23 protein-coding genes and 5 pseudogenes are annotated in these 25,491 nt (G+C 55.1%); 10 read left to right on the top strand and 18 right to left on the bottom strand.

Features of this window, described 5'->3' with window-relative positions:
• Positions 1–442: 442 nt before the first annotated feature.
• Positions 443–724: pseudogene (locus C450_RS21155) on the bottom strand (IS5/IS1182 family transposase); the annotation flags it as partial.
• A 48-nt stretch (positions 725–772) separates the two neighbouring features.
• Positions 773–1,853, bottom strand: a pseudogene (locus C450_RS19730) (IS4 family transposase); the annotation flags it as partial.
• Between the two features lie 67 nt (positions 1,854–1,920).
• On the opposite strand from C450_RS19730, the pseudogene C450_RS23390 reads away from it, so the two are divergent.
• Positions 1,921–2,216, top strand: a pseudogene (locus tag C450_RS23390) (RNA-guided endonuclease InsQ/TnpB family protein); the annotation flags it as partial.
• A gap of 177 nt (positions 2,217–2,393) precedes the next feature.
• Here C450_RS23390 and C450_RS19720 read toward each other — a convergent pair.
• Positions 2,394–3,665 carry an MFS transporter gene (locus C450_RS19720; protein WP_005046801.1) on the bottom strand — a complete coding sequence of 424 codons (1,272 nt, stop codon included), beginning with the start codon at positions 3,663–3,665 and terminating at the stop codon, positions 2,394–2,396.
• A gap of 363 nt (positions 3,666–4,028) precedes the next feature.
• Positions 4,029–4,295, bottom strand: a pseudogene (locus tag C450_RS23580) (hypothetical protein); the annotation flags it as partial.
• Positions 4,296–4,385: 90 nt separating this feature from the next.
• Here C450_RS23580 and C450_RS19715 point away from each other — a divergent pair.
• Positions 4,386–4,683, top strand: a pseudogene (locus C450_RS19715) (transposase); the annotation flags it as partial.
• Between the two features lie 59 nt (positions 4,684–4,742).
• Here C450_RS19715 and C450_RS23310 read toward each other — a convergent pair.
• On the bottom strand, positions 4,743–4,874 hold the full coding sequence (locus tag C450_RS23310; RefSeq protein ID WP_275039293.1) for a hypothetical protein: 132 nt from the start codon (positions 4,872–4,874) through the stop codon (positions 4,743–4,745).
• A 121-nt stretch (positions 4,875–4,995) separates the two neighbouring features.
• On the opposite strand from C450_RS23310, the gene C450_RS21885 reads away from it, so the two are divergent.
• From C450_RS21885 to C450_RS22245, 3 genes are all read left to right on the top strand, one after another.
• Positions 4,996–5,526, top strand: a complete 531-nt coding sequence (locus C450_RS21885; protein ID WP_152424555.1) for a hypothetical protein — start codon at positions 4,996–4,998, stop codon at positions 5,524–5,526.
• A gap of 348 nt (positions 5,527–5,874) precedes the next feature.
• Entirely contained in the window at positions 5,875–6,057 is a 183-nt protein-coding gene (locus tag C450_RS19710; protein WP_152424554.1) for a hypothetical protein, read from the top strand.
• Between the two features lie 210 nt (positions 6,058–6,267).
• The gene (locus C450_RS22245; protein WP_005046795.1) at positions 6,268–6,456 is read left to right on the top strand and encodes a hypothetical protein; all 189 of its coding nucleotides are present in this window, start codon (positions 6,268–6,270) and stop codon (positions 6,454–6,456) included.
• A 205-nt stretch (positions 6,457–6,661) separates the two neighbouring features.
• Here C450_RS22245 and C450_RS19695 read toward each other — a convergent pair whose 3' ends face one another.
• From C450_RS19695 to C450_RS19655, 10 genes are all read right to left on the bottom strand, one after another.
• A complete protein-coding gene (locus C450_RS19695; protein ID WP_049910532.1) occupies positions 6,662–7,093 on the bottom strand; it encodes a universal stress protein in 432 nt (143 codons plus the stop codon).
• Between the two features lie 167 nt (positions 7,094–7,260).
• Positions 7,261–8,217 carry an IS1595-like element ISHsa2 family transposase gene (locus C450_RS19690; protein ID WP_049910531.1) on the bottom strand — a complete coding sequence of 319 codons (957 nt, stop codon included), beginning with the start codon at positions 8,215–8,217 and terminating at the stop codon, positions 7,261–7,263.
• A gap of 83 nt (positions 8,218–8,300) precedes the next feature.
• Positions 8,301–9,428, bottom strand: a complete 1,128-nt coding sequence (locus C450_RS19685; protein ID WP_049910530.1) for an XdhC family protein — start codon at positions 9,426–9,428, stop codon at positions 8,301–8,303.
• A gap of 294 nt (positions 9,429–9,722) precedes the next feature.
• Entirely contained in the window at positions 9,723–9,854 is a 132-nt protein-coding gene (locus C450_RS23305; RefSeq protein ID WP_273837087.1) for a hypothetical protein, read from the bottom strand.
• Between the two features lie 103 nt (positions 9,855–9,957).
• Positions 9,958–10,881: an AAA family ATPase gene (locus tag C450_RS19680; RefSeq protein ID WP_049910538.1), complete on the bottom strand. Its 924-nt coding sequence runs from the start codon at positions 10,879–10,881 to the stop codon at positions 9,958–9,960.
• Between the two features lie 101 nt (positions 10,882–10,982).
• The gene (locus tag C450_RS19675; protein WP_005046781.1) at positions 10,983–11,873 is read right to left on the bottom strand and encodes an FAD binding domain-containing protein; all 891 of its coding nucleotides are present in this window, start codon (positions 11,871–11,873) and stop codon (positions 10,983–10,985) included.
• The gene (locus C450_RS19670; protein ID WP_005046780.1) at positions 11,873–14,371 is read right to left on the bottom strand and encodes a xanthine dehydrogenase family protein molybdopterin-binding subunit; all 2,499 of its coding nucleotides are present in this window, start codon (positions 14,369–14,371) and stop codon (positions 11,873–11,875) included. The genes C450_RS19675 and C450_RS19670 overlap by 1 nt, the downstream gene beginning before the upstream one ends.
• Positions 14,372–14,953 carry a (2Fe-2S)-binding protein gene (locus C450_RS19665; protein ID WP_005046778.1) on the bottom strand — a complete coding sequence of 194 codons (582 nt, stop codon included), beginning with the start codon at positions 14,951–14,953 and terminating at the stop codon, positions 14,372–14,374. It abuts the gene before it with no gap.
• Between the two features lie 3 nt (positions 14,954–14,956).
• Positions 14,957–15,601, bottom strand: a complete 645-nt coding sequence (locus C450_RS19660) for a CoxG family protein (protein ID WP_005046776.1) — start codon at positions 15,599–15,601, stop codon at positions 14,957–14,959.
• Between the two features lie 93 nt (positions 15,602–15,694).
• Entirely contained in the window at positions 15,695–16,762 is a 1,068-nt protein-coding gene (locus C450_RS19655) for a zinc-dependent alcohol dehydrogenase family protein (protein WP_049910537.1), read from the bottom strand.
• Positions 16,763–16,928: 166 nt separating this feature from the next.
• On the opposite strand from C450_RS19655, the gene C450_RS19650 reads away from it, so the two are divergent.
• The 5 genes from C450_RS19650 (at position 16,929) to C450_RS21130 (ending at position 21,785) form a co-directional block, all read left to right on the top strand.
• Positions 16,929–17,579 carry an RNA-guided endonuclease InsQ/TnpB family protein gene (locus C450_RS19650; RefSeq protein WP_338035764.1) on the top strand — a complete coding sequence of 217 codons (651 nt, stop codon included), beginning with the start codon at positions 16,929–16,931 and terminating at the stop codon, positions 17,577–17,579.
• Positions 17,580–17,727: 148 nt separating this feature from the next.
• Complete coding sequence (locus C450_RS21140) at positions 17,728–19,248, top strand: aldehyde dehydrogenase family protein (RefSeq protein WP_005046771.1); 1,521 nt, start codon at positions 17,728–17,730, stop codon at positions 19,246–19,248.
• A gap of 121 nt (positions 19,249–19,369) precedes the next feature.
• Positions 19,370–20,011 carry a transposase gene (locus tag C450_RS19640; RefSeq protein ID WP_241430443.1) on the top strand — a complete coding sequence of 214 codons (642 nt, stop codon included), beginning with the start codon at positions 19,370–19,372 and terminating at the stop codon, positions 20,009–20,011.
• A 240-nt stretch (positions 20,012–20,251) separates the two neighbouring features.
• The gene (locus tag C450_RS21135; protein ID WP_005046766.1) at positions 20,252–21,403 is read left to right on the top strand and encodes an NAD(P)/FAD-dependent oxidoreductase; all 1,152 of its coding nucleotides are present in this window, start codon (positions 20,252–20,254) and stop codon (positions 21,401–21,403) included.
• A gap of 154 nt (positions 21,404–21,557) precedes the next feature.
• On the top strand, positions 21,558–21,785 hold the full coding sequence (locus tag C450_RS21130; RefSeq protein WP_206536870.1) for a helix-turn-helix domain-containing protein: 228 nt from the start codon (positions 21,558–21,560) through the stop codon (positions 21,783–21,785).
• Between the two features lie 922 nt (positions 21,786–22,707).
• Here C450_RS21130 and C450_RS22205 read toward each other — a convergent pair.
• From C450_RS22205 to C450_RS19620, 3 genes are all read right to left on the bottom strand, one after another.
• Complete coding sequence (locus C450_RS22205) at positions 22,708–23,046, bottom strand: hypothetical protein (RefSeq protein WP_049910526.1); 339 nt, start codon at positions 23,044–23,046, stop codon at positions 22,708–22,710.
• 472 nt (positions 23,047–23,518) lie between these two features.
• A complete protein-coding gene (locus tag C450_RS21125) occupies positions 23,519–23,977 on the bottom strand; it encodes a hypothetical protein (RefSeq protein ID WP_005046763.1) in 459 nt (152 codons plus the stop codon).
• Positions 23,974–24,969: a ParA family protein gene (locus tag C450_RS19620; protein WP_005046761.1), complete on the bottom strand. Its 996-nt coding sequence runs from the start codon at positions 24,967–24,969 to the stop codon at positions 23,974–23,976. The genes C450_RS21125 and C450_RS19620 overlap by 4 nt, the downstream gene beginning before the upstream one ends.
• Positions 24,970–25,491 lie beyond the last annotated feature (522 nt).

The raw sequence follows: 25,491 nt of genomic DNA, 5'->3' as shown, positions 1-25,491 counted from the left end.
CAGAAGTTACGTTTTGCAGGGTTTGGGTGTTGTTGGACACAATTCCCACGCCCTGCAACCTCGCATGTGACGCTTTCTATGACACGCTCCTTATCTAGCTAAAACCCCTGTATAGCGTAAGGATCCACCCGTGACCTCCAACTTCATCCGATACGATCAAGAGCAGCAACACCTCCTGCCGAAGAACGTCACAGAGTGGGTCGAAGAAGATAGCCTCGAACGCTACGTCTCCGACGTTATCGATCATCTCGACAACGAGGATCGGCTCGAACCATTCTATCCAGACGATCGGGAGGACGGCCGTGGGCGGCCGTCCTTCCATCCCGTGATGATGCTGAAAGTCCTCGTCTTCTGCTCTATTGAAAATGGACGACGGCGACGGGATTACTCCGTAATGAGTTTGAGGAAACGAGGTCGAGAAGTCGATTATGGGAGTCGCNGGTCGATCGAAGCCACAGCTGAGCCAGACCAGTGTCTTCTGGAGTTCCCGTGCGACAGGACGAGTGCCGTAGACGTCCTCGTAGTAGCAATGGAGAAAGCCTCGGAAGAGTTCTGGTGGCTCATGAACTCGTGTTCGCCCCCGCTTGCAGGGGGCGAACACGTCGTACTCCAGTAGAAATTCGAGCTTAAGATGCTCAAACAGCGATACCGTCTCAGTCGCCGCGACATTCAAGAAGCCGTCGACAGAAGTTACGTTTTGCAGGGTTTGGGTGTTGTTGGACACAATTCCCACGCCCTGCAACCTCGCATGTGACGCTTTCTATGACACGCTCAGTTCCAGCAACTCCCGGCTCACCAACAGCGTCAGCACCGCTGCATACAGCAGAATCTCCACTACCGCAGGGTTGGTCGTGTCGAATTCGTCGAGTTCGTACAACGTCTTCAGCTCGCGGAACATCAACTCCACTGCCCACCTGCAGCGGTACATCGTCGCTATATCCGCCGGCAACAACCACTTTCCCGGGAGGTTCGTGATGTAGAAGTGGTAGTCGTCGGCGTCCTCGTTGCGGACGCCGACGACGCGGAAGCGCTTCGTATCCCATGACCGCGTGCCCGCGTACGGCCCGCGTCTGAACTCCACTTCGACCTCGACGTCGACGTACTTTCGCTGGAGGTTCTCCGTGATATCGAAGACCTCCTCTCCTTCCAGCGGAATGGCGCGTCCGCGCCATTCGCGCAGTTCTGCAACGATCTCTGGCTTGGTGTTCCGCTTGAGACGGCTCACGAAGTAGCCATCGTTTTCGTCGATCCGAGCGAAGCGGCGGAACTTGAAGTACGCCAGATCGAGGATTAGCAACCGCCCCTCCAGCCACGATCCGGTGTTGAACTCGGTACTGTCGTGGGGGCGTTCGCCGGTAACGTTGATCTTCTCGATGGTTCGGTCGGTGACGTTGTGGAGCAGGTGGAACTTCGCTCCAGCCTGCTCCTCTCGGGCGACCTTGGTACTGCTCTCTCAGAAACCGATGTAACCGCAGAACGGTTGCGTCGGCGGTCATCACGTCTCTGAATTGATCGAACTCGTCACTGACAGTGTGAGGGACGGCGACCTCGTCGAGCGCGAACTCGACGAGGTCGCGGAGGTACGCGGCGAACAGCGGTGTTAATCGCTGATAGAAACCGCCGAGAGAGAGCGTCTTATCGGCAGTGGCGTTGTAGGCGTGACGAAACGCAGCGAGTGTTCGGCTCTCGCCTGCGGCGAAGACGAACACGAGCGCCCAGACCATCGCAGGTATCTGGAATTTGCTGTCGCGTACGACCACGCCGACTGCCTCGGCGTGGTCTTCGAGAGCTGTCGATGGAAAGAGCGTAGTGAGTCGCTGTTCAATTCGACGTGAGGAGGGTTCCGAAGGCATGGACACCTGACCCTCCTCATTCCACTCACGAACCAACTTCGATAGCAGCCGCAGTCATGCGGTTCTTCGCTTAGCTAAAGACGGATGGGTGGGCGAGAATCGCCCTTCGCGGGGACACTTCCGCTGTCAGAAGTGCGACCACGAAGCGAACGCCGACTACAACGTGGCCCGAAACATCGGGTTCCGCTATGTCCGACGGGGCCGCCAGTCGTCGCGTCGGACGGGCGACGGTCAGCTCGCCCTGAAGTCTGGGACGCTGAAGCCGAAGCGCGGATTTACCGCCTACGCCACCGCATAGCGTCTGAGGCCGAGTCCACGGACAAGCCCCACCCTCAAGCGCGAGGGCATCAGCCCGAGCGGTAGGGTGGGGTCGTTGACACGGGCGCTGCTCGACAGCGTGACCGAGGACGTCGTCCGCTACTCTGAAATCCGGTATTGACCGTCCATCGTGACCCGGAGGAGTAGGTCGCTCACGACTCCTTGTTGAATCGCAGACGCCCAAAATCTGGGACCGTTCAGTGAGCTCTCGGGACTGTCGGTTCAGTGAACGGGCGTTTCGTCGACATCCGCGTCAACGTCGGGCTTGTATCGTTTCAGTCCCCAGGAGACCGCGGCACAGATCGCGCTCAGCACGATGAACAGGGAGAATCCGCGTGCGTAGCCGATCTGTCCGAAGATATCGGTGTAGTAGCCCAGCGCTGGGAGGATGATGAGCGTCCCGCCGCCGCCGATGCCGCTGATCCAGCCGGAAGCGCCGCCGACGGCTTCGGGGACGAACTTCGGAACCAGTTCGAACACCGCTGCGTTGGCGACGCCCATCCCCGTCCCAAGGACCATCATCCCGACGAACGCCGCCCAGAACCCGACCGCGAATGTCATAATCACCGCCCCGACAGCCATGACGCTGAAGCTCGCGATGGCGACGTTCTCGCCTCCGAACCGGTCGCTGATGCTGCCGCCGGGTATCCTGATCAGCGAGCCGTAGACGATGAAGATGCCCGCGAGCAGCCCGGCGGTCGAGAGGTCGAACCCGTGGAACAGGTCCCAGTAGGTGGGGAACCACGCCGACAGCGAGGTGAAGCCGCCGCCGAACGAGACCGTGTAGAGGAACACGAGGACCCACGTCCGCCGGATGGAGGCGGATTCACGCAGTGACTCCCAGGTGTTGCCGGACGGGAAGATGTCCTGACCGAGTTCGTCCGCCGTCTCCTTCGCTTCCTCTTGGTCGTTCCCTTGGCGGAGCAATTGGAAGTAGTACGGGTCGACGGCGTAGATGGCGTAGATGATAGTGACGGCGACGACGAACGCGAGCCAGATCCCGTATGCCATCGCGAGTCCCGTGAGACCGATGAGAACGGGGAGGACGTAGACGACCAGTCCCGGCCCGATGTTGCCGGCACCCGCGAACGCGCCCATCGCGAATCCTTGTTTGTCGCTGGGATACCAGTAGGAGGTCTGGCTGATGCCGACGGAGAACGTCGCCCCGCCGGCGCCCGCCAGGAGGCCGAACAGCACGAGCAGCGGGTACAGATGCATCCCGAAATCGTCGGGATACGTCAGGAACAGCGTGACGACGAGCCCTGCGATCCCGACGATCGTCGACGCCAACAGGATGAGCATCGGTTTCTTCCCGCCGGCCTCGTCGACCCACGCACCGAACGGGATTCTTAGTACTGCTTTGCTGAGGTGTGGCGACCCGAGTAGCAACCCGTGGAAGACGCCGGTGAGGGCCAGGTGCTCCTCGAATATCGGGCCGGCAGCTCCGTAGAACACGATAGTGGTGAGACCTGCGAAAAACCCAAACGTAGCCATAAACAGGCCACGTCGAGGCGTCCCCTCGACGCCGTTCACATCCGCTACTTGTGCTTGGTCAGTCATTTTTCACCGGGGACAGTCTGGCCCCGTCTGGGCGCTATAGTCTGAATTTCCCCTGCGCGTTGAGCACCGGTATCTTGGCATTGATACATAAATGGCGATCTTGCCGTAGACATCTTTGTACAGTTCGTTTCGTAGCAACGGCCCCTTGTCTCTGTCGAATTATTTTATGAGTGTCAATTTTTGAAAATCGGAATTCTACAATCTCAGTTACTTGTAGGTAGTGATAAACTGCTGTAGATTGATGTACTATCAGAATTCAGATGGTTGGCTATGAAGGTGGCGTGGCCGGTGTTCGTCTTAGCTCATCGCCTCTTGGAACCGCTTGCGCAGCGCATTCTCGAACTCCTCGAACTCGTCGATCTTCTCCTGCAGATCGTCGCTGACGCGCTCGATACTCACGAGGGCCCGCTCGCCAGCCAGCGACGCCTGCGATCCATCGTCGCCGTCCGCTTCCAACTGCTGCTCGTACGCCTGCTCGACGCGCTCGATGGTGCCCTCGGGATTGAACAGGATGTCATTCGCGATGCGGACATACTGATCGAGGGATGCACCCTCTTTCTCCTGCGCTCATTTGTAGGAGATTGTTGATAGTGCTCAGCTGTTGCTGTGGAGCCGAAGAGGGCAAGGGCACCGCTGGCGCGGTGCCCGACACAAATGATTCCGCTCGAGGTGTTTGGGTCGGAATCGGTCGCAGCGGACCTGCTGGAACAGGTGCGCTGGCGTGATGGTGTTGAGTGCCCCCGCTGCCGTTCTGACCTGGGTCAAGAACGGCAGCTATGGGCCGCTTCAACGGTATCTCTGTAAGGATTGTGACCGCACGTTCAATGACAAGGCCAGCACGATCTTCGCCCACTCCAAAATCGCACTCCGCAAATGGTTGTTCTCGATCTACGCGTTTTTGCGGTTCAACACGAGCCTACAGCAGCTTCAACGTGAGATCGTCCTGAAGTTCGCTGTCTCGAACATCGAACGGTTATGTGCACCGCTATGATCACCGCGCCGTATGCCTATTCAACGCAGCAACGCAGCAACGCAGATCACTCCAAGCCGCGTCCCGCCGTACTGCCGTAATTGGTCGTGAATCGCCGTGATGAAAACGTCAAAAACGAGTGGATGCAGCGTCTTTTCCGTGATTTCCTTCATTGAGGCCTCTATGGCGCTCTGGCAACTTAATCTCACATCTCAATTCGACACCGCCAACGTATTCCCGTATCGAAGATTTTAGTTCGTAATGCATATCCACTATTAGAAGGAACGTGACTCAATGAGTACGACTGAACGCATGCTATGGAATGGTGGGCATGGTGTTTTTCTTCTGATTGTTCTCGCTGGTATTGCGTTTGTTTCGGGGGATTGGGCTATTCTCCTTGCACTCGGTCCCGCGGCCTATCTCCTCGCTGTCAATGCCAACAGTTCAGCCCATGATCCGAGAGTAATCGTGATCGGCTATGTAACTGCGCTAGGTGCTGGTTGGGTCGCATACACAGTAATTGCACAGAGCGTTTCACCGATGGCAGTCGAACCGATGTCGGAATCAGGACTCCGTATGATTGGGAGTGCATTAGTTGGGTTTGCAGTAACTACCGGCGTCTTCTATCTCATGAACACCCAGGAGCCAATGGCGTACGTAGCGACATTTACCGCGGCAATTGGAGGATTTCCGACGGTTCAGTCTCTTGTAGTGGCGGTTATTGCAGTCCTTCTTATGGCTGGGATACAGTCTATTCGTCGGCGATATGATCCTGAATTTGCTGGCTCGGTAGTGGCGCTTAACAGTCAAAAAATTGATTGGTGACTGTCTTTGTGAGAGACCACATTTGTTTGAATATTGCAAAATAATTCGATAACGTAATACCGTCGGTTAGATTAGTTCTATATCTAACAAGATTTGTGTGAGAAAATTCTGTCGTGTGACGAAGGCTGCGTCGCCGGCTCTGGTATCGTATTCTGACATCTGAACAGCGCATCCCCACAGCGTTGCGTGGTTCTATCATCAGAGTTGCTATGTCAATTGGCCACATGGCTTTACTATCCAGAGCCCCAAATCACCACTATGACCGAAGCCTGGGAGTGCGCACAATGCACAATGTGGATTAAGAATGCAACCGAGAGGTTCTTGATGTCAAACCACTCCAAATCAGTTATGGACCTTCAGACTGCTGGCGCAAAATATGGGACGATTTTCGGTAGTGTTTTGATTGTTGGCGGTATCGGCGGCGGATTTTTGCTTCAGAACTCGACATTTGCAGCTATTGGATTGCTTGGGATAGCCACCACCATCCTATCACTGGTTGTATTTGGGTTGATTTTGCCATTAGCAGAGTGACATTCTTTCCTGCTTACTGCTGACCTCGGCTCGCTTCTTTCGGAGTTCTGGAAAACGGGAATCTACATCACCAAGCTCCTCTGGATTCTCGACCAGGCCGTTGTCGTCGGCGCAGTGGTGGCTGTCATATTTCTCACTGGTCGAAAACGATAACTCACCGCACGACGGTAGCTCCTACTCGAAGACGATCGATGGATCATCACCGGTGGAATGGTGACGAGTGTATTTGTCGTGGCGCTGATCGCCGACTTCGCCAACGTTCCGCTTGCAGTTGGATTTGCGCCGTTCACCGTGTTGCTCTCGTTCATCCACCGGCTCGCCACGATCGCCAAGCGCACAGCCTCACCCAGCGCGTTCACGCCACGCGGTGAGACGCCCAATTACCTCCAAGAGAAGTAGTGAATCGGAAGCGATATCGATAATGCATGGTGACACGACCACGACAGCAGGAAACCGACGCCACCCCGGAGGATCCCACGCTGATCGGCCATGTGATGAAGGAGTCGGCTATCCCAGCAATGAGGTCCATTGTGAGGTCAGATACGGCGATCGTTAGCTTCTCTCAGGGCGTCATTTCCATCTACAATAACCTAGTTTCCGACTGTTAGCGAATGATAGTGACCGGAATCGATGCCTCACCGATAACTGCAGTCGAAACTGTCCCAAGCAGACGTCGTTTTAATTCACTGCCGTCCTCACCATGGCTTCCCATCACGATGTGGTCGACGTCGTAAGTCTCGATATATGCCAGAATAGTCTCGGAGGGATCGCCTGTCTTGATGACCGTTTTCACGGACTGGTTGTCTGAGGCAACCCGCTGCCGAGCTGCCTCAACCAGTTCGGTCGCTTGGTCGTCGGCATCGTCAACCCGGTCCTGATTGACCTCAAATACAGATCCCTCACTCATCCCGCCGTCCAGCGGTGTCACGATATTTAGCACCGTAATTTGACAGTCGAATATTTCAAGCGCATGGTTTAGGGCTTCGCTAGCTAACGGTGATCCATCGAGCGGAACCAACACGTGCGACGGTGTCACGACCGCTGTTATGACCTCTAAGACTGTAATCTTTACTCTATTGAAATTTCTACAGTAGTACAGCCGTAATGTATTCTCTGATTTTGATTTGTTACTTACTACATCATAGCCCCTGAACAAACCTAAAGCTACCGTGACGTACTTAATTCGAATCGCTCTTGTGTAGATTAGCGGAATACGTTGACGGCGACGCAATCGACAAGGCTGTGGATGGGTGCTTGAACAAGATTCAGGGAGCGAAGAAGCCCGAAGGTGCGAGCGGCCTGCTCCAAGCCCTGCTTGGACAGGCCGCGGAATTTCGCCAGCCACGGTTGCACTAACGACCAGAGGCATTCGACCTGATTCGTGTGGATACCTTCCTCTGAGACGTACTCATCATCATGGACAACGGTTCGATGCTCGTGTTCCATTTGCTGATACGCGGGAAGCTCGTCGGTCCAGATCTCTCCCAGCGGCTGGGAGAGATCGCCTGCTTCCTCAATCACTGGCCCGAGGTTCTCGTCGTATTTCGACCCCTCTTCGGCTGAGATCACCTGGAGAACGTCGCGGCAGGCCGCGACGAGCGTCATCTCATCGCCCTGCTCTCCTGTCCATCGCGCCCGTCCGGGTCCAGGGGACCCGCCGCGGGACAGTCCGTCCCGCGGTGGGTTCTGGCCTTTGAACCCCGAGCACACCCGCTGAGTTTCGTCCACCTGTGTCGGCCCAGCAATCGTGTGCTCGATGCGTTCCCAAACAGTCGGGAAACCGCGAGCGAACGCGGTTTCCACGTCGCTAATTGCCTCGAAGACGGTTTTGTAGGCGCGGTCAAGCAGCGGTGCGATTTGGTTGATGCTGAGGAGGGAATCAACGTAAAGGACGAAGGCGACGAGGAACTCGCCGGGAGCGAGTTCCGAGTCATAGAAGGGTGTGCCGCGGGTGTAGGTGGTTTTCCAGTCACAGCGGCCACACCAGATACGGGCCGAACCATCGAGNTCGGCGTCACAGTTCGGGCAGGTACGGGTGGTCCAGATGGCTTTGAGTCGCCGCTCGACGATGGCGTCGAGCGGCTCCGGCCGAAACTCTATTGCTCCAAGGTCAACGAGTTGCTCAAGCATTCCGCCGAGAGCAGCGCGTTCATTGGTCATGTACGACTGCTGTCGGCAGGATGCCGTAATCTCCGTGACTCGGTTCCGCTACGCTACACAAGAGCGGTTCTGTTTGCTATCCCTCACTCGGCCAGAGGCACTTCGATTCGGTCGTGGATAGGTCCTTCACGATCTGTGAGATGCTGTGGGCTCCGATTGTTTGCAATGGCAAGCGCCTCGGCAACGATACTATAGGCTATCTGGTGAGGTGAATCGCCACCGAGGTCGAGACCGATGGGCGTATAGATGCGACTCGTATCGTCTTCGGTAATCTCGACACTTTCATCGGCGAAGTCCTCAAGCATCTCCTCGAAGCGCTCCTGTGGACCCATCAGACCGATATACTGAACGGGTGTGTCGATGAGATCTTCGACCGCGAGGCGGTCATCGATAAAGTTGTGGGTCATCACGATCACATAGGTGTCGTCATCGAACTCGATGTTGTCCCCGATGTCCGTCGGCGAGGTCGCGCGAACGGCGTCGGCCGCGGGGAAGTTCTCACCGCTTGAAAGTGCACCGCGGAAGGTGACGACTGTGACCTGAAAATCGACCTGTTTTGCGAGTTCCACCACCGGATTGACATCGGGTCCCGATCCGACCACGACGAGATTCGACGGTGCTTCGATGCCCTCGACGAACACCTCAACGGTCCCGTCGTCGGTTTCGACGCCCACTGTGTCCGTCTTCCCCCGTTCGAGGAGGGTCGCCGTCGGCTCCCGAAGTTCTTCACACAGCCAGCCGGGCAGGTTGTCTGAAAATTCCGTCTCCGGGTCGTAAAAACCACGCTCTCCGAGCGGGCGGTCGCCATCAGTGACGGTCACGACACCGCAGTCGCCGCCGTTCGTCACGCGCTCTACAACCGGCCGATAGCTCTCATCGAGCGGTTCGAGGAGGACGGTAATAATCCCGTTACAGCCCATGCCGAGACCCCAGATGTCATCATCGCCGGTGAGGTCGTAGGTTTCGATACGGGGCTGGCCAGCGTCAAGGACGTCGCCAGCGAGTCCCCTGACCTCGTCTTCGAGACAGCCGGCAGTGAGGCTGCCAGCACTGTCGTCGCCCTCGATGAGCATTTTCGCGCCGGGACGACGGTAGGCGCTCCCTTCGACATCAATGATCGTCGCCAGCACGGCGTCGACGTCTCGGTCGAGTGTCTCGCCGATGGCGGACAGTACCTCGGTTTCGGTCATTTTCCAGCTCGTGTTTGTCATCGTTTCGTTGGATGTGATTTGGGGTCAGTACTCAATCAGGCTTTCTCCCGTCGAGCGTTGTGTTTGTAGCCGATACGGGCCGTTGAGTCCCTGTCGGCGGAGTTGACGGGCGATTTCGCTAAAGTCCGATGAACCGCCGAATGTGAATTACCCATCGAGATACGACAGTGCGGCAGCCATCCCACGGGCAGTCGGCTCGTAGGCCGCCTCGGCTCCGAGCGGTGCGAGTCCACCGCCCGGCCCGTCCTCGGGTAGCTTTGCGGGTCCGCTCGCATCGAGACCGGCAGTGAGTCGTCACCAGAACTCGGCGAACAGGTCGTCGAACGACGATTTGTCGGGCTGTTCGGTGATGAGACATGCCCGGAGCGCGACGCGTGCGCGCTCGTGTTCGTGCCGGCGTTTGCAGGAACGTTTACGCCGGCCCATCGGAGTGTGCGCACGAATCGGATGTTCCACAGTTCGTCGTGCACGTGGTCGCGTGCGGCGACGAAATCCGGAACGGATTCTTCGATGTTTGCTTTGCTAACCATCAGTCTGCCTCCGCGCGGGCGGTTTCTGCGGCGTCGCAGAGTGTTGCGAGCAGGTCGTCATCGACGCGCTCTACGTCTTTGATTTCCTTCAGCAGACAACCCAACGTGTTCTGGATTTCCTCGTGGCTCAGGGTTCCGTTCTCGCTTTCGTGACGGAGGGCGGCGACCGCCCGCGCCCAGTCGATGGTTTCTGCTGCTCCCGGTGGTTTGAGCAGTGGTTCTTCGCGGAGCCGTCCGGCTATCGCACACAATTCAGCGGCGACTGCTCCATCGAGTTCGGGGACTTTGCGTTCGAGAATCGCCCGCTCTTTCTCGAACGACGGTGGCGCGACGTGCAAAAACAGACACCGGCGCTTCAGCGCGTCACTCAGTCCTCTCGTGCGGTTCGAGGTGATGACGACGACTGGCGGTGTTGTCGCGCTCACCGTGCCGAGTTCGGGCACGCTCACCTGAAAATCCGAGAGAATTTCGAGCAACAGCGCCTCGAACTCCTCGTCAGCCCTATCCACCTCGTCGATGAGGAGTACCCGTGGGCTGTCGCCCCGCAACGAGCGCAGCAGAGGCCGCTCTAAGAGGTACTCCTCGCTAAACATCGACTCGTCCGCGTCGGCGGTCCCCTCCGCTGTCTGCATCGAGAGCAGTTGCTTCGTGTAGTTCCACTCGTACAGCGCACTTTCTGTGGTGAGTCCCTCGTAACACTGGAGGCGAACCAGTTCGGCGTCGAGCCCACCCGCGAGGACTTTGGCGAGTTCGGTCTTGCCGGCTCCGGGTTCGCCTTCCACGAGCAGGGGTTTACCGAGACGAAGCACCAACTCAACTGTGGTAACGATATTATCGCCGGCAACGTAGTCCTCACTCTCGAAGGCCTGCCGAACATCGGTCTCGGTTACGTCATTGAACGCCGAGGGCGTTCGTTCGCTCATGGTGTGTTCTTCGTCATTCATACACGTAGCCCTCTCGTTTGCACCGCATCACCGGGATGCAGACACGGCGAATCGGCGTCGAATCTGATGGAACACGTGGTTCAGTCGGCTGCAGCGGACGCGGAATCGGCGTCCATCGCCGACGTCAGCGCTCGCTCAGTATACACCTCCAGTAGCTGGGCCCGGAATTCGTTCGAAGCTTGCAAGTCGTCCATCATCATCGCTACGTCGAGGTCGTCGCCAGCGTGTCCAGCGGCCGCTTCGATACTATCGTCATCGAGTGAGCCACCCGCGAGCGCATCCTCGACGGATTCAAGTCGCACTCCGTGGTCCATCACGCCGTTCGCGCCGACGCTCGCGGATTCGACAGTATCGTCGTCGGTATCGAGCAGTGCGGCGACGCCGACCATCGCGTAGCCCGAGGATGGACTCGGTTTTTTCGCATAGGTCCCGACCGCGCCATCCGCCGACGGAATCTCCACGCGTGTGAGGAGTTCGTCCGGCGTGAGGTCGGTCGCGTACATCCCGAAGAAGAAATCATCGGCCGGAATCGAGCGCTCACCATCTGGCCCTTCGGCAACGAGCGTCACATTCGAAGCGAGTGCCGCCGCTGGGAGGTCGGCAGCAGGGTCTGCATGGGCGAGATTACCACCGAGTGTTCCGCGATTGCGGACCTGTACGTCACCGACTTGCTGGGCCGCTGCTGCGAGCGCGGGCGCGTGCTCGGCCACTTCGTCGGAGTCGGTGAGGGCACTATAACGCTCCATTGCGCCGATTGAGAGGGTGTCATCGTCTACCTCAATGCCATGCATCGCATCAACACCGCTGATGTCGATGAGCACCTCGGGACTCGATAATCCAGTTTTCATCGCCGGCAGAAGACTGTGCCCACCCGCGAGCAGTTCTGTCTCCGCATCCGAGTGTTCATCGAGCAGGTCGAGCGCTTCCCCGACGCTTTCTGCCGTGTAGTAATCGAACTCGTCTGGATACATCACTCATCACCTCCTTTTCCACCATCAGACCTTCGGTCTGACGAGGCTCGCCTCGTTTCACTCGGCTCACCACCGTCCGCAGCAGCATTCTCGTTTACCGCCTGCCAAACCGATTCATTAGAGAGCGGCATATCGATGTGGTCGACGCCGAACGGCTGGAGCGCGTCCGTGACCGCATTGACGACCGCCTGTGGAGCCGCGATGGTACCTGCTTCACCCACACCTTTGACGCCGAGCGGGTTGTGTGGGGAAGGTGTCACCGTGCTATCGGTTTCCATTCTGGGGATGTGTTCGGCTTTCGGCACCGTGTAGTCCTGCATCGAGCCGGTAGTGAGTTGGCCGTTGTCGTCGTAAACCGCGCCCTCGTACATCGCCTGTCCGATGCCCTGTGCAACCCCACCGTGAACCTGCCCCTCCACGATTTTGGGGTTAATTTGCGGGCCGACGTCATCGACCGCGACGTAGTTTTCGAACTCGATTTCGCCAGTCTCCGGGTCGACTTCCACGACTGCAACATGCGTCCCGAACGGGAACACGAAGTTGTCGGGGTCGTAGAAGGAAGTCTCCTCAAGCCCTGGCTCGATGCCTTCCGGCATATCGTGTGCCAGATAGGCCTGTCCGGCGATCTCTTGGATACCCATCGAACGCTCTGGCGCACCGGCGACCGAGAACTCGCCGTTCTCGAACTCGATGTCCCCTTCACCTGCTTCCATGAGGTGGGCAGCGATTTTCTTCGCCTTTTCGACCACTTTCTGCGAGCTCGTCGCTAGCGCGCTTCCGCCGACGGCCGCCGAACGCGAGCCATAGGTCCCCATTCCTTGGGGTATCTCATCAGTGTCACCTTCGACGATTTCGATGTCGTCGTAGGGGATTCCCAACTCATCAGAGACGATTTGGGCGTAGGTCGTCTCGTGGCCCTGTCCGTGACCCGACGTGCCACAGAAGGCCGTGACTTTCCCAGTAGGGTGGACGCGGACAAGACCGCTTTCCCACAGTCCTGCCTGCGCGCCGAGTTGGCCCGCAAGTTCGGAGGGTGCGAGTCCGCACGCCTCGATATAGTTCGAAAAGCCGATACCGAGATACCGGCCCTCCTCGCGGAGTTCTTCCTGTCGCTCGCGCAGGTCGTCGTAGCCGACCATATCGAGAGCCTTGTCGAGTGCCGGTTCGTAGTCGCCGCTGTCGTAGGAAACCGCCACCGGGGTCTGATGTGGGAAGTCGTCCTCGGGAATGAAGTTCTTCCGTCTGAACTCTGCCGGGTCCATCTCCATCTCGCGCGCGCCGAGCGTTATCATGCGCTCAACGACGTACAGCGCTTCCGGGCGGCCGGCCCCGCGATAGGCGTCGGTCGGCGCATTGTTCGTAAACGCGCCAATGACGTGACAGTGAATCGCTGGAATATCGTACTGACCCGACAGCAGTGTCCCGTAGAGGTAAGTCGGAATAGCCGGCGCGAACGTCGAGAGGTACGCACCCATGCTCGCGTAGGTTTCGACGCGCATCCCGGTAATCACGCCGTCCTCGTCCATCGCTAACTCGGCGTGCGTGTCGTGGTCGCGGCCGTGCGTCCCAGTCAAATAACTCTCGGAACGGGTTGCGGTCCACTTCACCGGTCGTTCGGTCTCTTTCGCACACCACGAGACGAGTGCTTCGTCGGGGTAGTGGGCGATTTTGTTTCCGAATCCGCCACCCACATCGGGAGCGACGACGTGGATTTTGTGCTCTGGCACGTCCAACACGCCAGACATCAACTGGCGGTGGAGATGCGGGTTCTGAGAGGTCATGTGGAGTTCCAACTCCTCAGTCCCCGGCTTGTACTCGGCCATCGCTGCCCGCGGCTCCATCGGATTCGGAATCAACCGCTGGTTTTCCAAGTCCACCTCGGCTGTGTGAGCCGCACTTGCGAACGCCTCATCGGTGGCGTCCGCATCCCCGATTTCCCAGTCGAATGCTTGATTACCGGGCACGGTGCCGATTTCTTCGTCGTCTTCGGTGTCGGTGGGGTCCTCGGTCGGTTCGTGAAGCACCGGAGCGTCATCCTCGACGGCTTCTTTGGGGTCGGTAACCGCATCGAGCCGATTGTAATCGACGTCGATTGCCGCGACCGCGTCGTGTGCAATGGCGTTTTCCTCGGCGACCACGACCGCGATACCGTCGCCCTGATAGCGCACCCGGTCTTTTGCGAGAATCGTGTGCGAGGGCGTCTTCAGGTCCGGGAGCAACCATCCGGTCGGCACTTCACCGGGAACGTCGAGGTCGTCTGCGGTATAGACACCGACCACTCCATCCATTGCTTCGGCCGTGCTCGTGTTGATATCGTTGATTTCGGCGTGGCCGTGCTGACTTCGAAGGACGGCCATGTGGGTCATCTCCGGGCGCTGGATGTCGTCGGTGTATTCGGCCTCGCCCGTGATCAGCGAGGGGTCCTCGCGGCGCTCGACCGACGAGCCGAGCACCGATTCGATGTCGAGTTCGTCAGATTCGATTGTTTCGCTTGACATTCAGTCGTCCCCCTCTACCTGCTTTGTCCTTCCAGAAGACTCGCTTCGCTCGTCTTCTGACGTTCGCGTGCCTTCAACGGGCTCACCGCCATCAGCTGCCGCTTCGGCACCACCGTCCATCTCGTCGGCGGCGAACTCGACGGCGTTAACGATGTTCTGATAGCCGGTACACCGACAGAGGTTGCCCTCGATGGCTTCCCGAATCTCCTCTTCGTCCGGGTTCGGGTTCCGTTCGAGGAGGTCGTTCGCCGCGAGCATCATCCCCGGCGTACAGTAACCACACTGAAGCCCGTGTTCTTTCTGAAATCCCTCCTGAATCGGAGCGTAGGTGCCATCCTCGGCGAGTCCTTCGACGGTACCGATCTCGCTGCCGTCGGCCTGTGCCGCGAGCACCGTACAGGATTTTACTGCATCACCATCTAAATGCACAGTACAGGCTCCACAAGTCGAGCTTTCACAGCCGACGTTTGTGCCAGTATAGCCCAACTCTTCGCGCAGGGCGTGGACGAGCAGTGTTCGTGACTCGACAGTGAGTTCGTGTTCCGTACCGTTGACCGATAGTTCGATGTCGTGTTCTGTCATGTGTCAGTTTCCTTCCGACCGACCGAGGATGCGGTCGACGATGCCGCGGTCGTCGTCATTCGATTCGGCCGACTCTGCTTGCTCAACCTCGCCGCCTTCGGCGATTTCGCGCTCGCGGATTTCGTCCTGCACCGACGAGAAAAACCGCTTCACGACTTGGTTCGCCGCGGGGTTGATGACGCGCTGGCCCATCTGCGCGATGCGGCCGAACACCTCGGCTTCGGCCGTCCAATCGACTTCCACCCCGTCGTCGGTCGCGTCGAGGTCCATCCACGCGGTCATCTCGAAGGAGCTATCGCCCGCTGAGCCTTCGCCGCCGGCCTCCATGTAGGGCTGGTCGCGCTCCTCGATTGTGACAACCGTCTCGAAGGTCGGATTTACCGGGCCGATGCTAATACCGATGACGCCGGCGTAGTGATTCCCCTGCTCGAACGCGCGCTCGGCGATGGTCTCTGGGTCAGAGGTCGGTTCGACATCGCGGTCCCCGTGTTCCTCGCGCAACGCGTCGAAGTCGACATCCGTGTCCTCAACTTCGACGAGAAACTGGCAGCCAGGTAGCGCGTTCTCGATCATTACCGGATCCGAGAGCGCGAGCCATACCTCCTCCGTTGTCGTATCGTTAAGTTTGAATGTTCCACTGAATTTCATAGTGTCTCACTGTCCTTGGTCCGTAATTACAAGCTATCAATCACCGATCAACCATTCCATTTAAAATGGTTTGTTTCGTGATTGTTCTATTGGTTAGCTAGTGAAGTCGGTACAGACTGGGATTCCGAGTGTGTTGAAGTCAGTCATCGCAGCCAGTTCATCTGGAACTTCGTGGATATCGATCGTCTTGTTGACGAGCGTTGCCGGGTCAAGCTTGCTTGACTCGATCATGTCCAGCATCTCACTGTAACGCGAGGGCTGGAGACCGAGCGAGCCGTGGAAATCGATCTCCTTGGAGACGAAGTCATCGACCGGCAGTGGAACCATTCCCTCTTCTTCGGAAGTGGTCAACCCGATCTGAACGTGCGTTCCTCCCTTGCGGAGGCTATTGACTGCGTTCTGACACGTCGTTTTGATACCAAGTCCGTCGGCAGAAACATCTGCTCCACCGTTAGTGATATCTTGGACTTCGCCAGCGGGATCGTCGACTTCGGAAGCGTTAACCGTAGCGACCGCACCAAGTTCTTCGGCCTTGTCGAGGTTCTCGTCTTTGAGATCCACCCCGATTACATTACCACCAAGCGCATCAGCGATGTGGACGGCTGAAAGACCGATGCCACCACACCCGTGAATTACCACGTCATCACCGGCGCTCACGGGTGCGCGATGCGCCATCGCGTGAAACGAGGTCATGAACCGGCAACCACACCCCGCAGCCGTTTCGGCGTCGATACTGTCTGGGAGCGGCACGGCGTTGACATCGGCGTGTGGGATGTGAACTTCCTCAGCGAATGCACCGGGGGCTTGGTTCATGAACCCAAGCCCAACGTGGTTCTCACAGATGTTCTCGCGACCGTTCCGGCACAGGTCACAAGTACCACACGCGAGGTTGAACGGAATTGCGATTTCTTGACCCTCTTCGACGGTTTCAACATCCTCACCGACGGAAACGATTCGGGCAGTGGGTTCATGGCCAAGAACGTGTGGCGGATCAGGCCGGTATCCGAACCAGTCCCAATCTCCCTGCCAACAATGCCAATCTGATCGGCAGACACCACACCCAATGAGTTTGGCGACAGCCCCATCGGGTTCTGGTTCAGGACGGTCAACGTCCTGGACGGTCAACGGCTCCTGAAACTCCTCCAGTACTACTGCCTGCATGGCAGTTACACCCATATCCGATCACATAATAAAAGTTTTGGAAAAATACGTATGAGTTCGGACAGTAAGATTATTTTGAAATGTTGAAACCCATTTTGAGATTATAATATCTTCACAGAAGGGCCGCTTATGAGGAAATATGATCTGAATATCATAAGTTTGTCGTGTGTGTGTGGAACCTACACTATCTAACACTACTTCTGGGTCTAGTCGGAGATCAGCTAAAGCACAGCGCGGAGCCTCCTTCCTTAAGGAATCGTTCGAGACGGCTCGCCGTCTCATGATGACGAGAGAGCACGCCCACCGCGCGATGGCTCGTCTCGGAAAGCGGGAACGAGCGTGGCGCAAGCAGTATCTCCACACCACGGCGAACGAAATCGTGACCGAAGCTGTAGAGACCGACTGCGACGTTATCGTGTTCGAAGAACTCGACGACATCCGCAAACGCTCGTCGTTCGCGGACTGGCACCACATCTGGGCCTTCCGGTGGTTGTTCGAGTACGTCAAGTACAAAGCACCGGAACGTGGTGTCTCGGTCGAAACTGTCGAACCGAATCACACCAGCCGACGGCGTTCGAAGTGTGGATTCACGCACAAAGACAACCGCGACGGCACCGAGTTTTGGTGCCGTTCGTGTGGGTATGCACTGAACGCGGACTACAACGCGGCGAAGAACGTCGGGCTTCGGTACGCCCGCAAACGGTACCATAGCCTCCGCTCCCGGACTTTTGCCGGGAGCGGAGACGCACCAGTAGACGTGCGTATAAATCGTGGGACGATGACCGACGACGGTCCCCGGCCTTCCGCCGGAGATTGATTGCCGAGAGTCCACATGAAAGCCCCTCCCTTCGGGAGCGAGCCGTCAGGCAAGTGAGCAGGGAGGAGAGGTTTACGCAGGAAAGACGGTTTTGTCAATATAGAATCAGAAAATCTTATGCGTCAGGGTGGGTATGAGATGATAATACGTGGCACCCAACTCTCAGCCGTCGGCCGAGAGTTCACAAGAGGTCATTGAGAGACATGAGCAAGCTGCACAAGAGCTGATTCAAGACCGAGAGCTTCAACTATATATCGAAGGTGAGTGGGTAGACAGTACCGGTAGCGAACTATTAGACATTTACGACCCGACCACTGGGAGAAAACTGGCGACAGCTCAGGCCGGAAATGATGCTGACATCGAACGAGCTGTTACAGCTGCGTGGCGTGGCTTCGAGACTTGGGATGATAAATCGGTAGCCCAACGACAAGTTATTCTTTCAGAGATAGCGAAGCGAATCGAAGCCCGACAGGAAGAGTTCGCAAGGCTTGATGCACTTGATAACGGCAAACCATTAGTAGAAGCCCGAGATGACATTGATCTTGTTGTAGATCATTTTCGGTATTTTGCAGGTGCGGCCCGGACGTTGGAAGGAACAACTATCCCCGCAGAAAATGACCAACACATAGAGACGGTTCGGGAGCCGTATGGCGTCGTCGGCCAAATAATTCCCTGGAACTTCCCATTATTGATGGCCGCATGGAAGCTTGCGCCAGCTCTGGCAGCAGGAAACGCTGTAGTGTTGAAACCTGCCGAAGAAACCCCATTATCATTAGTTGAATTCATCCACGAAATCGACGATCTCATTCCAGATGGACTACTGAATATTGTCACTGGCTACGGTCCCGAGGCTGGTACATCGCTCGTTGAACACCCGCGCGTGCGCAAGATTGCGTTCACCGGATCAACGGAGGTCGGTCGCGGCGTAATGAAGGGAGCAGCGAATACTCTCAAAGACATATCCTTGGAATTGGGTGGCAAAAGTCCACTTATCATTTTCCCAGATGCGGCTCTCGATCGAGCGGTTGAGGTCGCCATCGACGCGATGTTCTACAACGCTGGGGAGTGTTGCTGTGCGGGGACACGGTTGTTTGTCCATGAATCACTATGTGATGAATTTACTCAAAAATTCGCCGACGCTGCGGATGATATCGTCCTTGGCGATCCTTTGCTTGAAAAAACTGAGATGGGTCCGAAAATATCGCCAAGACAGGTTCAAAGAACTGAACGATATATTCGTCTTGCTGAAGAGGTTGGTGGTCGAATTGTCACTGGTGGCAAACAACTTGAGGATGGGCGACTCGCTGGCGGATACTTTGTTGTTCCAACGGTTGTTGAGGGTGCACCGCACAGAACGCGCGTTGCCCAAGAAGAAATTTTCGGCCCAGTAGAGCTTGTGTTCGAATGGAGCGACTATGGTAATCTAATAGATCGAGTCAACGATGTCAGCTTTGGTCTCGCTGCTGGCATCGTTTCTGAAAATATTTCCACTACTCGGCGTGCTGCTCGCGATATTGAGGCTGGGAACATCTGGGTAAATCAATATAACGAATTCCCAGCTGGCCAGCCATTCGGTGGGTACAAACAATCCGGTATCGGTCGGGAAATAGGCAAAGAGACAATCAAGGCATACACACAGACAAAGACGCTAAATTTCAAAGTCGATTGATATGCCATCTTCTAGTATTGATTATCTAAATCAACTACACATCTATCAGGTGCCAGACGCTATGCTTCGAATCTTGAGAAAGGTTTTTAAGTACGGTCTTACAATATGAGGATGATAACCGATGGGTGTTTCAGAGGATTCATTTGATGATGATCTCACACCCAGAGATATCATCCTCCTCAAAGCAAGAGTTGGAAATCCAACTGCATCAGTCCGAAAAATTCGCGATATACTTGAGGATGAATACGGAATCTCGCTATCACACAATCGTGTAAATGAATTACTCCATGAGATGGAGACGGACGAGGTATTACAGACGCAAGTAGTGCCTAATGTAGAGCTTTTTGACTATTATCTCTTCCGTATTGCGTTCCATTACCCAAATTTCGAGGAACAGTGGGAAGAATGCTATTGGGAATTGAGCGAAGACCCACATGTGGTGTTGTTCACTAATGCTGACGACTACTACCACTGGATCCTTATTACCCAGTTTCACGACGACCGCGGAGCCGAGCAATGGATGCACCACTTCTTCAAGAATCACGGCGATCTAATTGCGCAGTTTGATAACACCAAACTGCCCTCAATACACAAATTCTATACCTCCGCTGATGTTCTCAACGAGCGACTGTGGGAAACCGAAGAAGGTCGTGAATACCTCCAGAATTCCCGCGACAAAGGCGAGAACAGTGACTCTGCTTTAATTGAACACGAAGACAACTCTCCCCAAACAATTTCTCCCTGGGAAGAGAAAACCGACTAACGCGCCACGGCACTATTAGTCACGATCATAATTTCGGCGAGGAGAACCCAGCTGACAACTAAATGTCATCCATTGCGAATCAACACGAAAACACAGTTTTCGAAACTGACCAGAAGATCCGGCCACCTGCGATTCGCTGATTCAGCCCAGCTGGGTTTGGAATATATGATGGATAATTGTCAGATTACAAATTTTGCTATAAGCGATAGATTAGAGTATATTCTAATATATTAGCCAATCATGGCCGACAGTCTCGTGGTGATTGGAACAGGTTATGCAGGTACAAAGGCGGTGCAACAACTGGAACAGAATACCTCTGATGTCAACATTACGTGGATTGGCGAGAATCAATATCATTTAGTACTCCATGAATCACATCGGATCATTCGAGATCCCACTATCCAACAGAAAATCACAATTCCGGTGAAGAATATAAAATCAACAGATACCGATTTCATTGAAGGTGAAGTTACTAATATTGATACTGGGGCTCGATCAGTCGAGCTCAGTAATGGAAACACTATACCATACGACTACGTACTGGTTGCAATAGGGAGCCAAACCGCGCACTACGGGATTCCTGGTTTGAATAATCATTCAATCGCGTTGAAATCATTAGAGGATGCGTTAACAATCCATAAACGAATCTTTACCGAAACAAACCTCGAATCTAGCGAAAAACCAACGCAAGTCCTTATTGGTGGAGCTGGACTCTCGGGTATTCAAGTTGCGGGTGAAGTTGCAAAACTACGAGATGAGGCAGGAATCTCTATCGAGATTACGCTTCTGGAAGCTCTTGATGAAATCTTGCCAGGGCACAGTTCCGATCTTCAGAAATCAGTGCGGAAGCAACTCATCAAAGCCGATATAGACATTCAAACCGGGAATCCACTTTCCAAGGCAGGAAATGAATATGTACATCTAGAAAGTGATGAGAAATTACTTTATGACATCCTAATCTGGACAGGAGGGATTACCGGTCATGATATCATGGAGTCCATTAATGTTGAGAAGGACCACAACCGAATTAAAACGGATACAACATTCAAAACCAGTGACGATCGCATATTCACTGTTGGTGACGCTGCCCTAGTCGAAAATGGTGAAAATCCGGTACCACCTACTGCCCAAGCTGCATGGCAAGCCGCCGATGTTGCTGCTAATAATATTGAGCGTTCTCTCCAAAACAAACCATTGAGACACTGGACGTATGAGGATAAGGGAACACTCATTTCAATTGGAGATAAAGCCATTGCTCATAATGTCTCGAATATCCCATTTCCAACATTCGGTTCTTATCCGGCACAATTTCTGAAAAAATTTGTTGCAGCACGATGGATTGCTGGACTAACTTCATGGTATCACGCTAGTAGTGCCTGGGGTGTGTTATAATTCTCATAAACCAATAAGTGAGATAGGACTGATTGTAGTAATGAAATGTTGTGATATTCATGTACCTGAAGTCGGGCAGGTGGTTTCCTAATGCACGTCCAGTCTAGAAATCTATATCGGCAGTCTAAATTTCATAGGTGGTCATGAATGACGAATCCCACCTAGCCGACTTCAGCGCCACGACGTCTCCCGGCTGACCGACCGCCAGCACGAGGTGCTCCGGGTGGCGGTCGACCTCGGCTATTACCAGGAGCCCCGCGAGGCGACCCACGACGAGATCGCGGCGGCGACCGGGCTCTCCGAGACGACTGTTAGCGAGCACCTCCGGAAGATCGAGGCGACCGTGTTTTCGTCGCTCCACGTTGGTACCACTGATCGCTGAAGCGGACGGGCTGTCTTGAGGAACGCATGAAAAATTCAGCTACTCGCCCCAGACTCATCAGCAAATAGGTGGTTTGTAGAAATCCAAACGCCGAACCTCAGCTCCTCCCGAATCGAGAAATTTATATATCGATATAGAGTGTATTTCCATGAATTCGACTGCCGCATGGCGATTTCCCACTTCAGCCGTTTACGTCCGCTTAACCGGATAAAACGACGTGGATTTATGCATCACCGCGCCCTCGGTGAAGCACAGATCATGCCCCCAACTCAGGATAGCGCTTCTCGCCGCTCTCAACCCGTGATTTACCCTCCAAAGACCGTTTCTTGGCTTGATCGGGTAGTCAAACACCCACCTCAGATTCCCTTGATTCGTAACAGGAGGAGCTTTCATGAGTTCTGACGAACACACCGAATCAATCACCGAAACGATCGAGGCATTCCTCGACGCCAAGCAGAAGGGTAACGACTCAGGAAACTACCGCGCGCTCGCCGAGAACGTGCTCAGTCGGTGGAGTGAGTGGCTTCAAAGACACGGTATCGATGATCTGGAGGACCTCGACAGTCAGAACATGCGTCGATACGCCCAGCGCCTCCGGAGACGAGCTCGGGCGCGAGAGAGCGATCCAGAGACGGGAATCACGCCTGCCTCCGCCCGCACCTACTACGCGACCATCAGTGGGTTCCTCACATGGTGTGTCGAGGACGAACGCATTTCGACGAATCCAGCGCTCGCCCGTCGTGCCAAAACCGAACTCCCGCAGGACTCCGGCGAACGTACCACACAACAGTTCTGGTCGGCTGAAGATCGAACTCGGTTACTCCGATTTGTCGACAAACGCGCCCATGACGCTGTCGACGAGAAGGGCTATGACGCGACTATCGAAGTGCGTGATCGCGCGCTCGTACGCGTGCTCACATTCTCAGGCTGTCGTACCGCTGAAATCGCTCGTGATACCCGCGACGACCGACGACAGGGCCTCTTCTGGAGCGATGTCGATCTTGAGGGAGGCTCTCTGCGCGTCCTCGGAAAAACCCAAGAATGGCAGGACGCTCAGCTCCCACGACAGACTCACAGCGCACTCGATCGCCATCGAACAGTCCAGCGACCGCCGAATGACGAGTGGCCCGTTTTCCCTACTGCGCATGCTCCTACGCTCTATCAACAGGCACGTGAGGAACTTTCCGAGCGTGGATTCGACGACGAAGACGTCGAGACACTCCTCGACGGGAGTGATGTCGAAGAGGTCCTTCGTGAACACGAGATTCCGCCACAGAACCTCACCAAGCGGAGCGTTCGACGGATCCTACGCAGTCTGTGTAAGGAGGCAGGAATTGATCCAGAGGGGGCAGCCGATTATCTCCAGGCCCACGGTGCACGCCGTGGTCTCGGCGACACGCTCTATCGCGAGCGTGGGCCCGGGGCAGCTCAGCGTGCGCTCCNATTATCTCCAGGCCCACGGTGCACGCCGTGGTCTCGGCGACACGCTCTATCGCGAGCGTGGGCCCGGGGCAGCTCAGCGTGCGCTCCGACACGAGGATCCGCAAACCACCGCGAAGGCCTACCAGCACATCGACGCCGGCGACCTCGCTGAAGATGTCAGCGACGTCTTCGAAAACGAGTAATTCTGATCCGGAATAGCTCGGTAGTCATCGGTATCCATTCTGCTCAGCTTGTAGCTTGAAGACTTGTAGAACTCTAATTGCGGAGAATGAGCCTACTCTCAGCCGATTCTAGGCGAATGTGCCAAATCCTTCTTCTTGCATCAACTCTGCGACTCGTTCAGGATTTTGAAACGCGGTAAGGAGAGCGAACTCCCGAGCGTCTGTCTTTGCAATTTCGTTTGTTTCAAGTTGCTCAGCCAGTTCACTCAGGAATTTGGCTTCTTGATTAGCTACTTCGTCCCGAAGATGGATTTCGAGACGTGTGTCCCGTTCGTCGCCGACGTTGTTTCGCCGGACGAAGTATGGATACTCTCTGTTGTGTGAGCTGGATGTAGTCGATTCATTTGATGAGTCCTGAGCTGGTACTGATTGTTCGGACGAGTCTGGAGTCTGGGACGTTTGCTGACTTCCTGAGGATGATGTGGACTCTTCAGAAGGAGACTCCTCCTCTTCTACTTTGTTTTCGTTCGTGTCCTCGTCACGGTCTCCAAAGTCAAGGTTACCTGACCCGGGTTTGAAGTTACTCATGCGGTCGTCGCCTCCATTTTGTCGTCATCCTCGAGATCGAGAACTTGATTGTCGTAGTCTTGGATATTGAGTTCCAATACAGGATCGGCGTCGGCGTCGAATGTATCCGTTGCAATAAACCAAGCAAGCTTATACAGCTTGTATAAGGTCTCAACTTCTCTTTCCCGGATTCGCCGCTGGCCGGATTCGCTTATCATTTCACCGTTTTTCTCAAACGTTTTCCACCGTTCTTCAATCACCTTGAACGCCGATCCTCTGGCTTCCCACATAGCGTCCATGAGGCTTTCTCGATTCGCAATAGTGACCGGAGTAGCGAATGCCTCAGTATTTTCAAACTGGTCTTGATACTGTTTATGAGCGTTGGTTCGCCCTACTCCAGAGGGAACAACACAGGAGAGCCCAATCTCGATATCGAGCTGGCTCTCCATGTTACCAACAAGCTCTTCGAGCCCCTCCAAACTCAGGTTCCCTTTCCCTGCTGGTTTAACAGGTGCAATGAGTGTGCGTAGTGCAAAGATCGCGTTGTAAAGAAGATCCTCTGCTCGTGCGTTTGGGTCGATAAGGACGGCGTCATATTCTTCATTTAGCTTCTGCTCCTTCCATAGTAAATCATATAGTAATTCGAACCGAGGATATTCCTCTCGGCTCATGTTTTGCATACCAGTCTCATAAGAAATCTTTTGCTCCAGATTCGACGTGAAGTCACTAAGCATGTCGTGACTGGGTATGATATCCACACCTTCAGCCGTTGTCTCAATCAGGTCGTGGAAATCACCATCTGGCATATCAAGGATATGTTTAACTAGGTTATCTGCGTCTGGATCGTTCCGGTGCTCGCCCGCATCAAACAGACTGGTCAAATTTCCTTCTTGCGGATCAAGATCGATCATAAGAGTATTTTGACCCATCCTTTCTAATGCAACTGCCAAATTAGCCGTCATGGTTGTTTTGAACGTTCCACCCGATTCGGAGTAGATCACGGCCGTGATCATGCACTCACGTGTTTTTGCTGCTGTACCATAAATCTGCGTCAGACATTCGTAACAGATACCCGTTACAGATATCTGTAACAGATTAAGTCCATAAGTAGTCGTGGGTCGCTCTTTTACAGGAATTCGTACTCTGATTGAACAGAGGCTCCAATGACAGACATTAAATACAGACATTCGGAACAGACATCTGTAACGGATGTAGTTGTACGCATTGTTGAACGCTCTTTCAGAGAAGTTTCTGCTTTGACTGAGTATAGACGCTAGTTACAGACTAAAAGTACAGATAGTCATTACAGATAAACAATACAGACGTCAGTAACAGACTTATGGGTATCTCCGATCTTGAAGATGATCTGTTCTGTTCGTAGAACGATGACGATGAGGTAGTTATGGCAGATTCCCATTACAGATATCTGTTACAAAAACAAGTCACAATTATCTGTGTAGGGTGGCAGTAACAGAACAGGGTCGCAGCTGGCATAGGAAAGAAACAGCATCATTCAACAGTAGGGGATGAAGCCA

It is taken from the genome of Halococcus salifodinae DSM 8989, assembly GCF_000336935.1.
GTDB classification, from domain to species: domain Archaea; phylum Halobacteriota; class Halobacteria; order Halobacteriales; family Halococcaceae; genus Halococcus; species Halococcus salifodinae.
The sequence above is the reverse complement of the archived record's forward strand: the minus strand, read 5'-3'. Positions and strand labels throughout refer to the sequence as shown.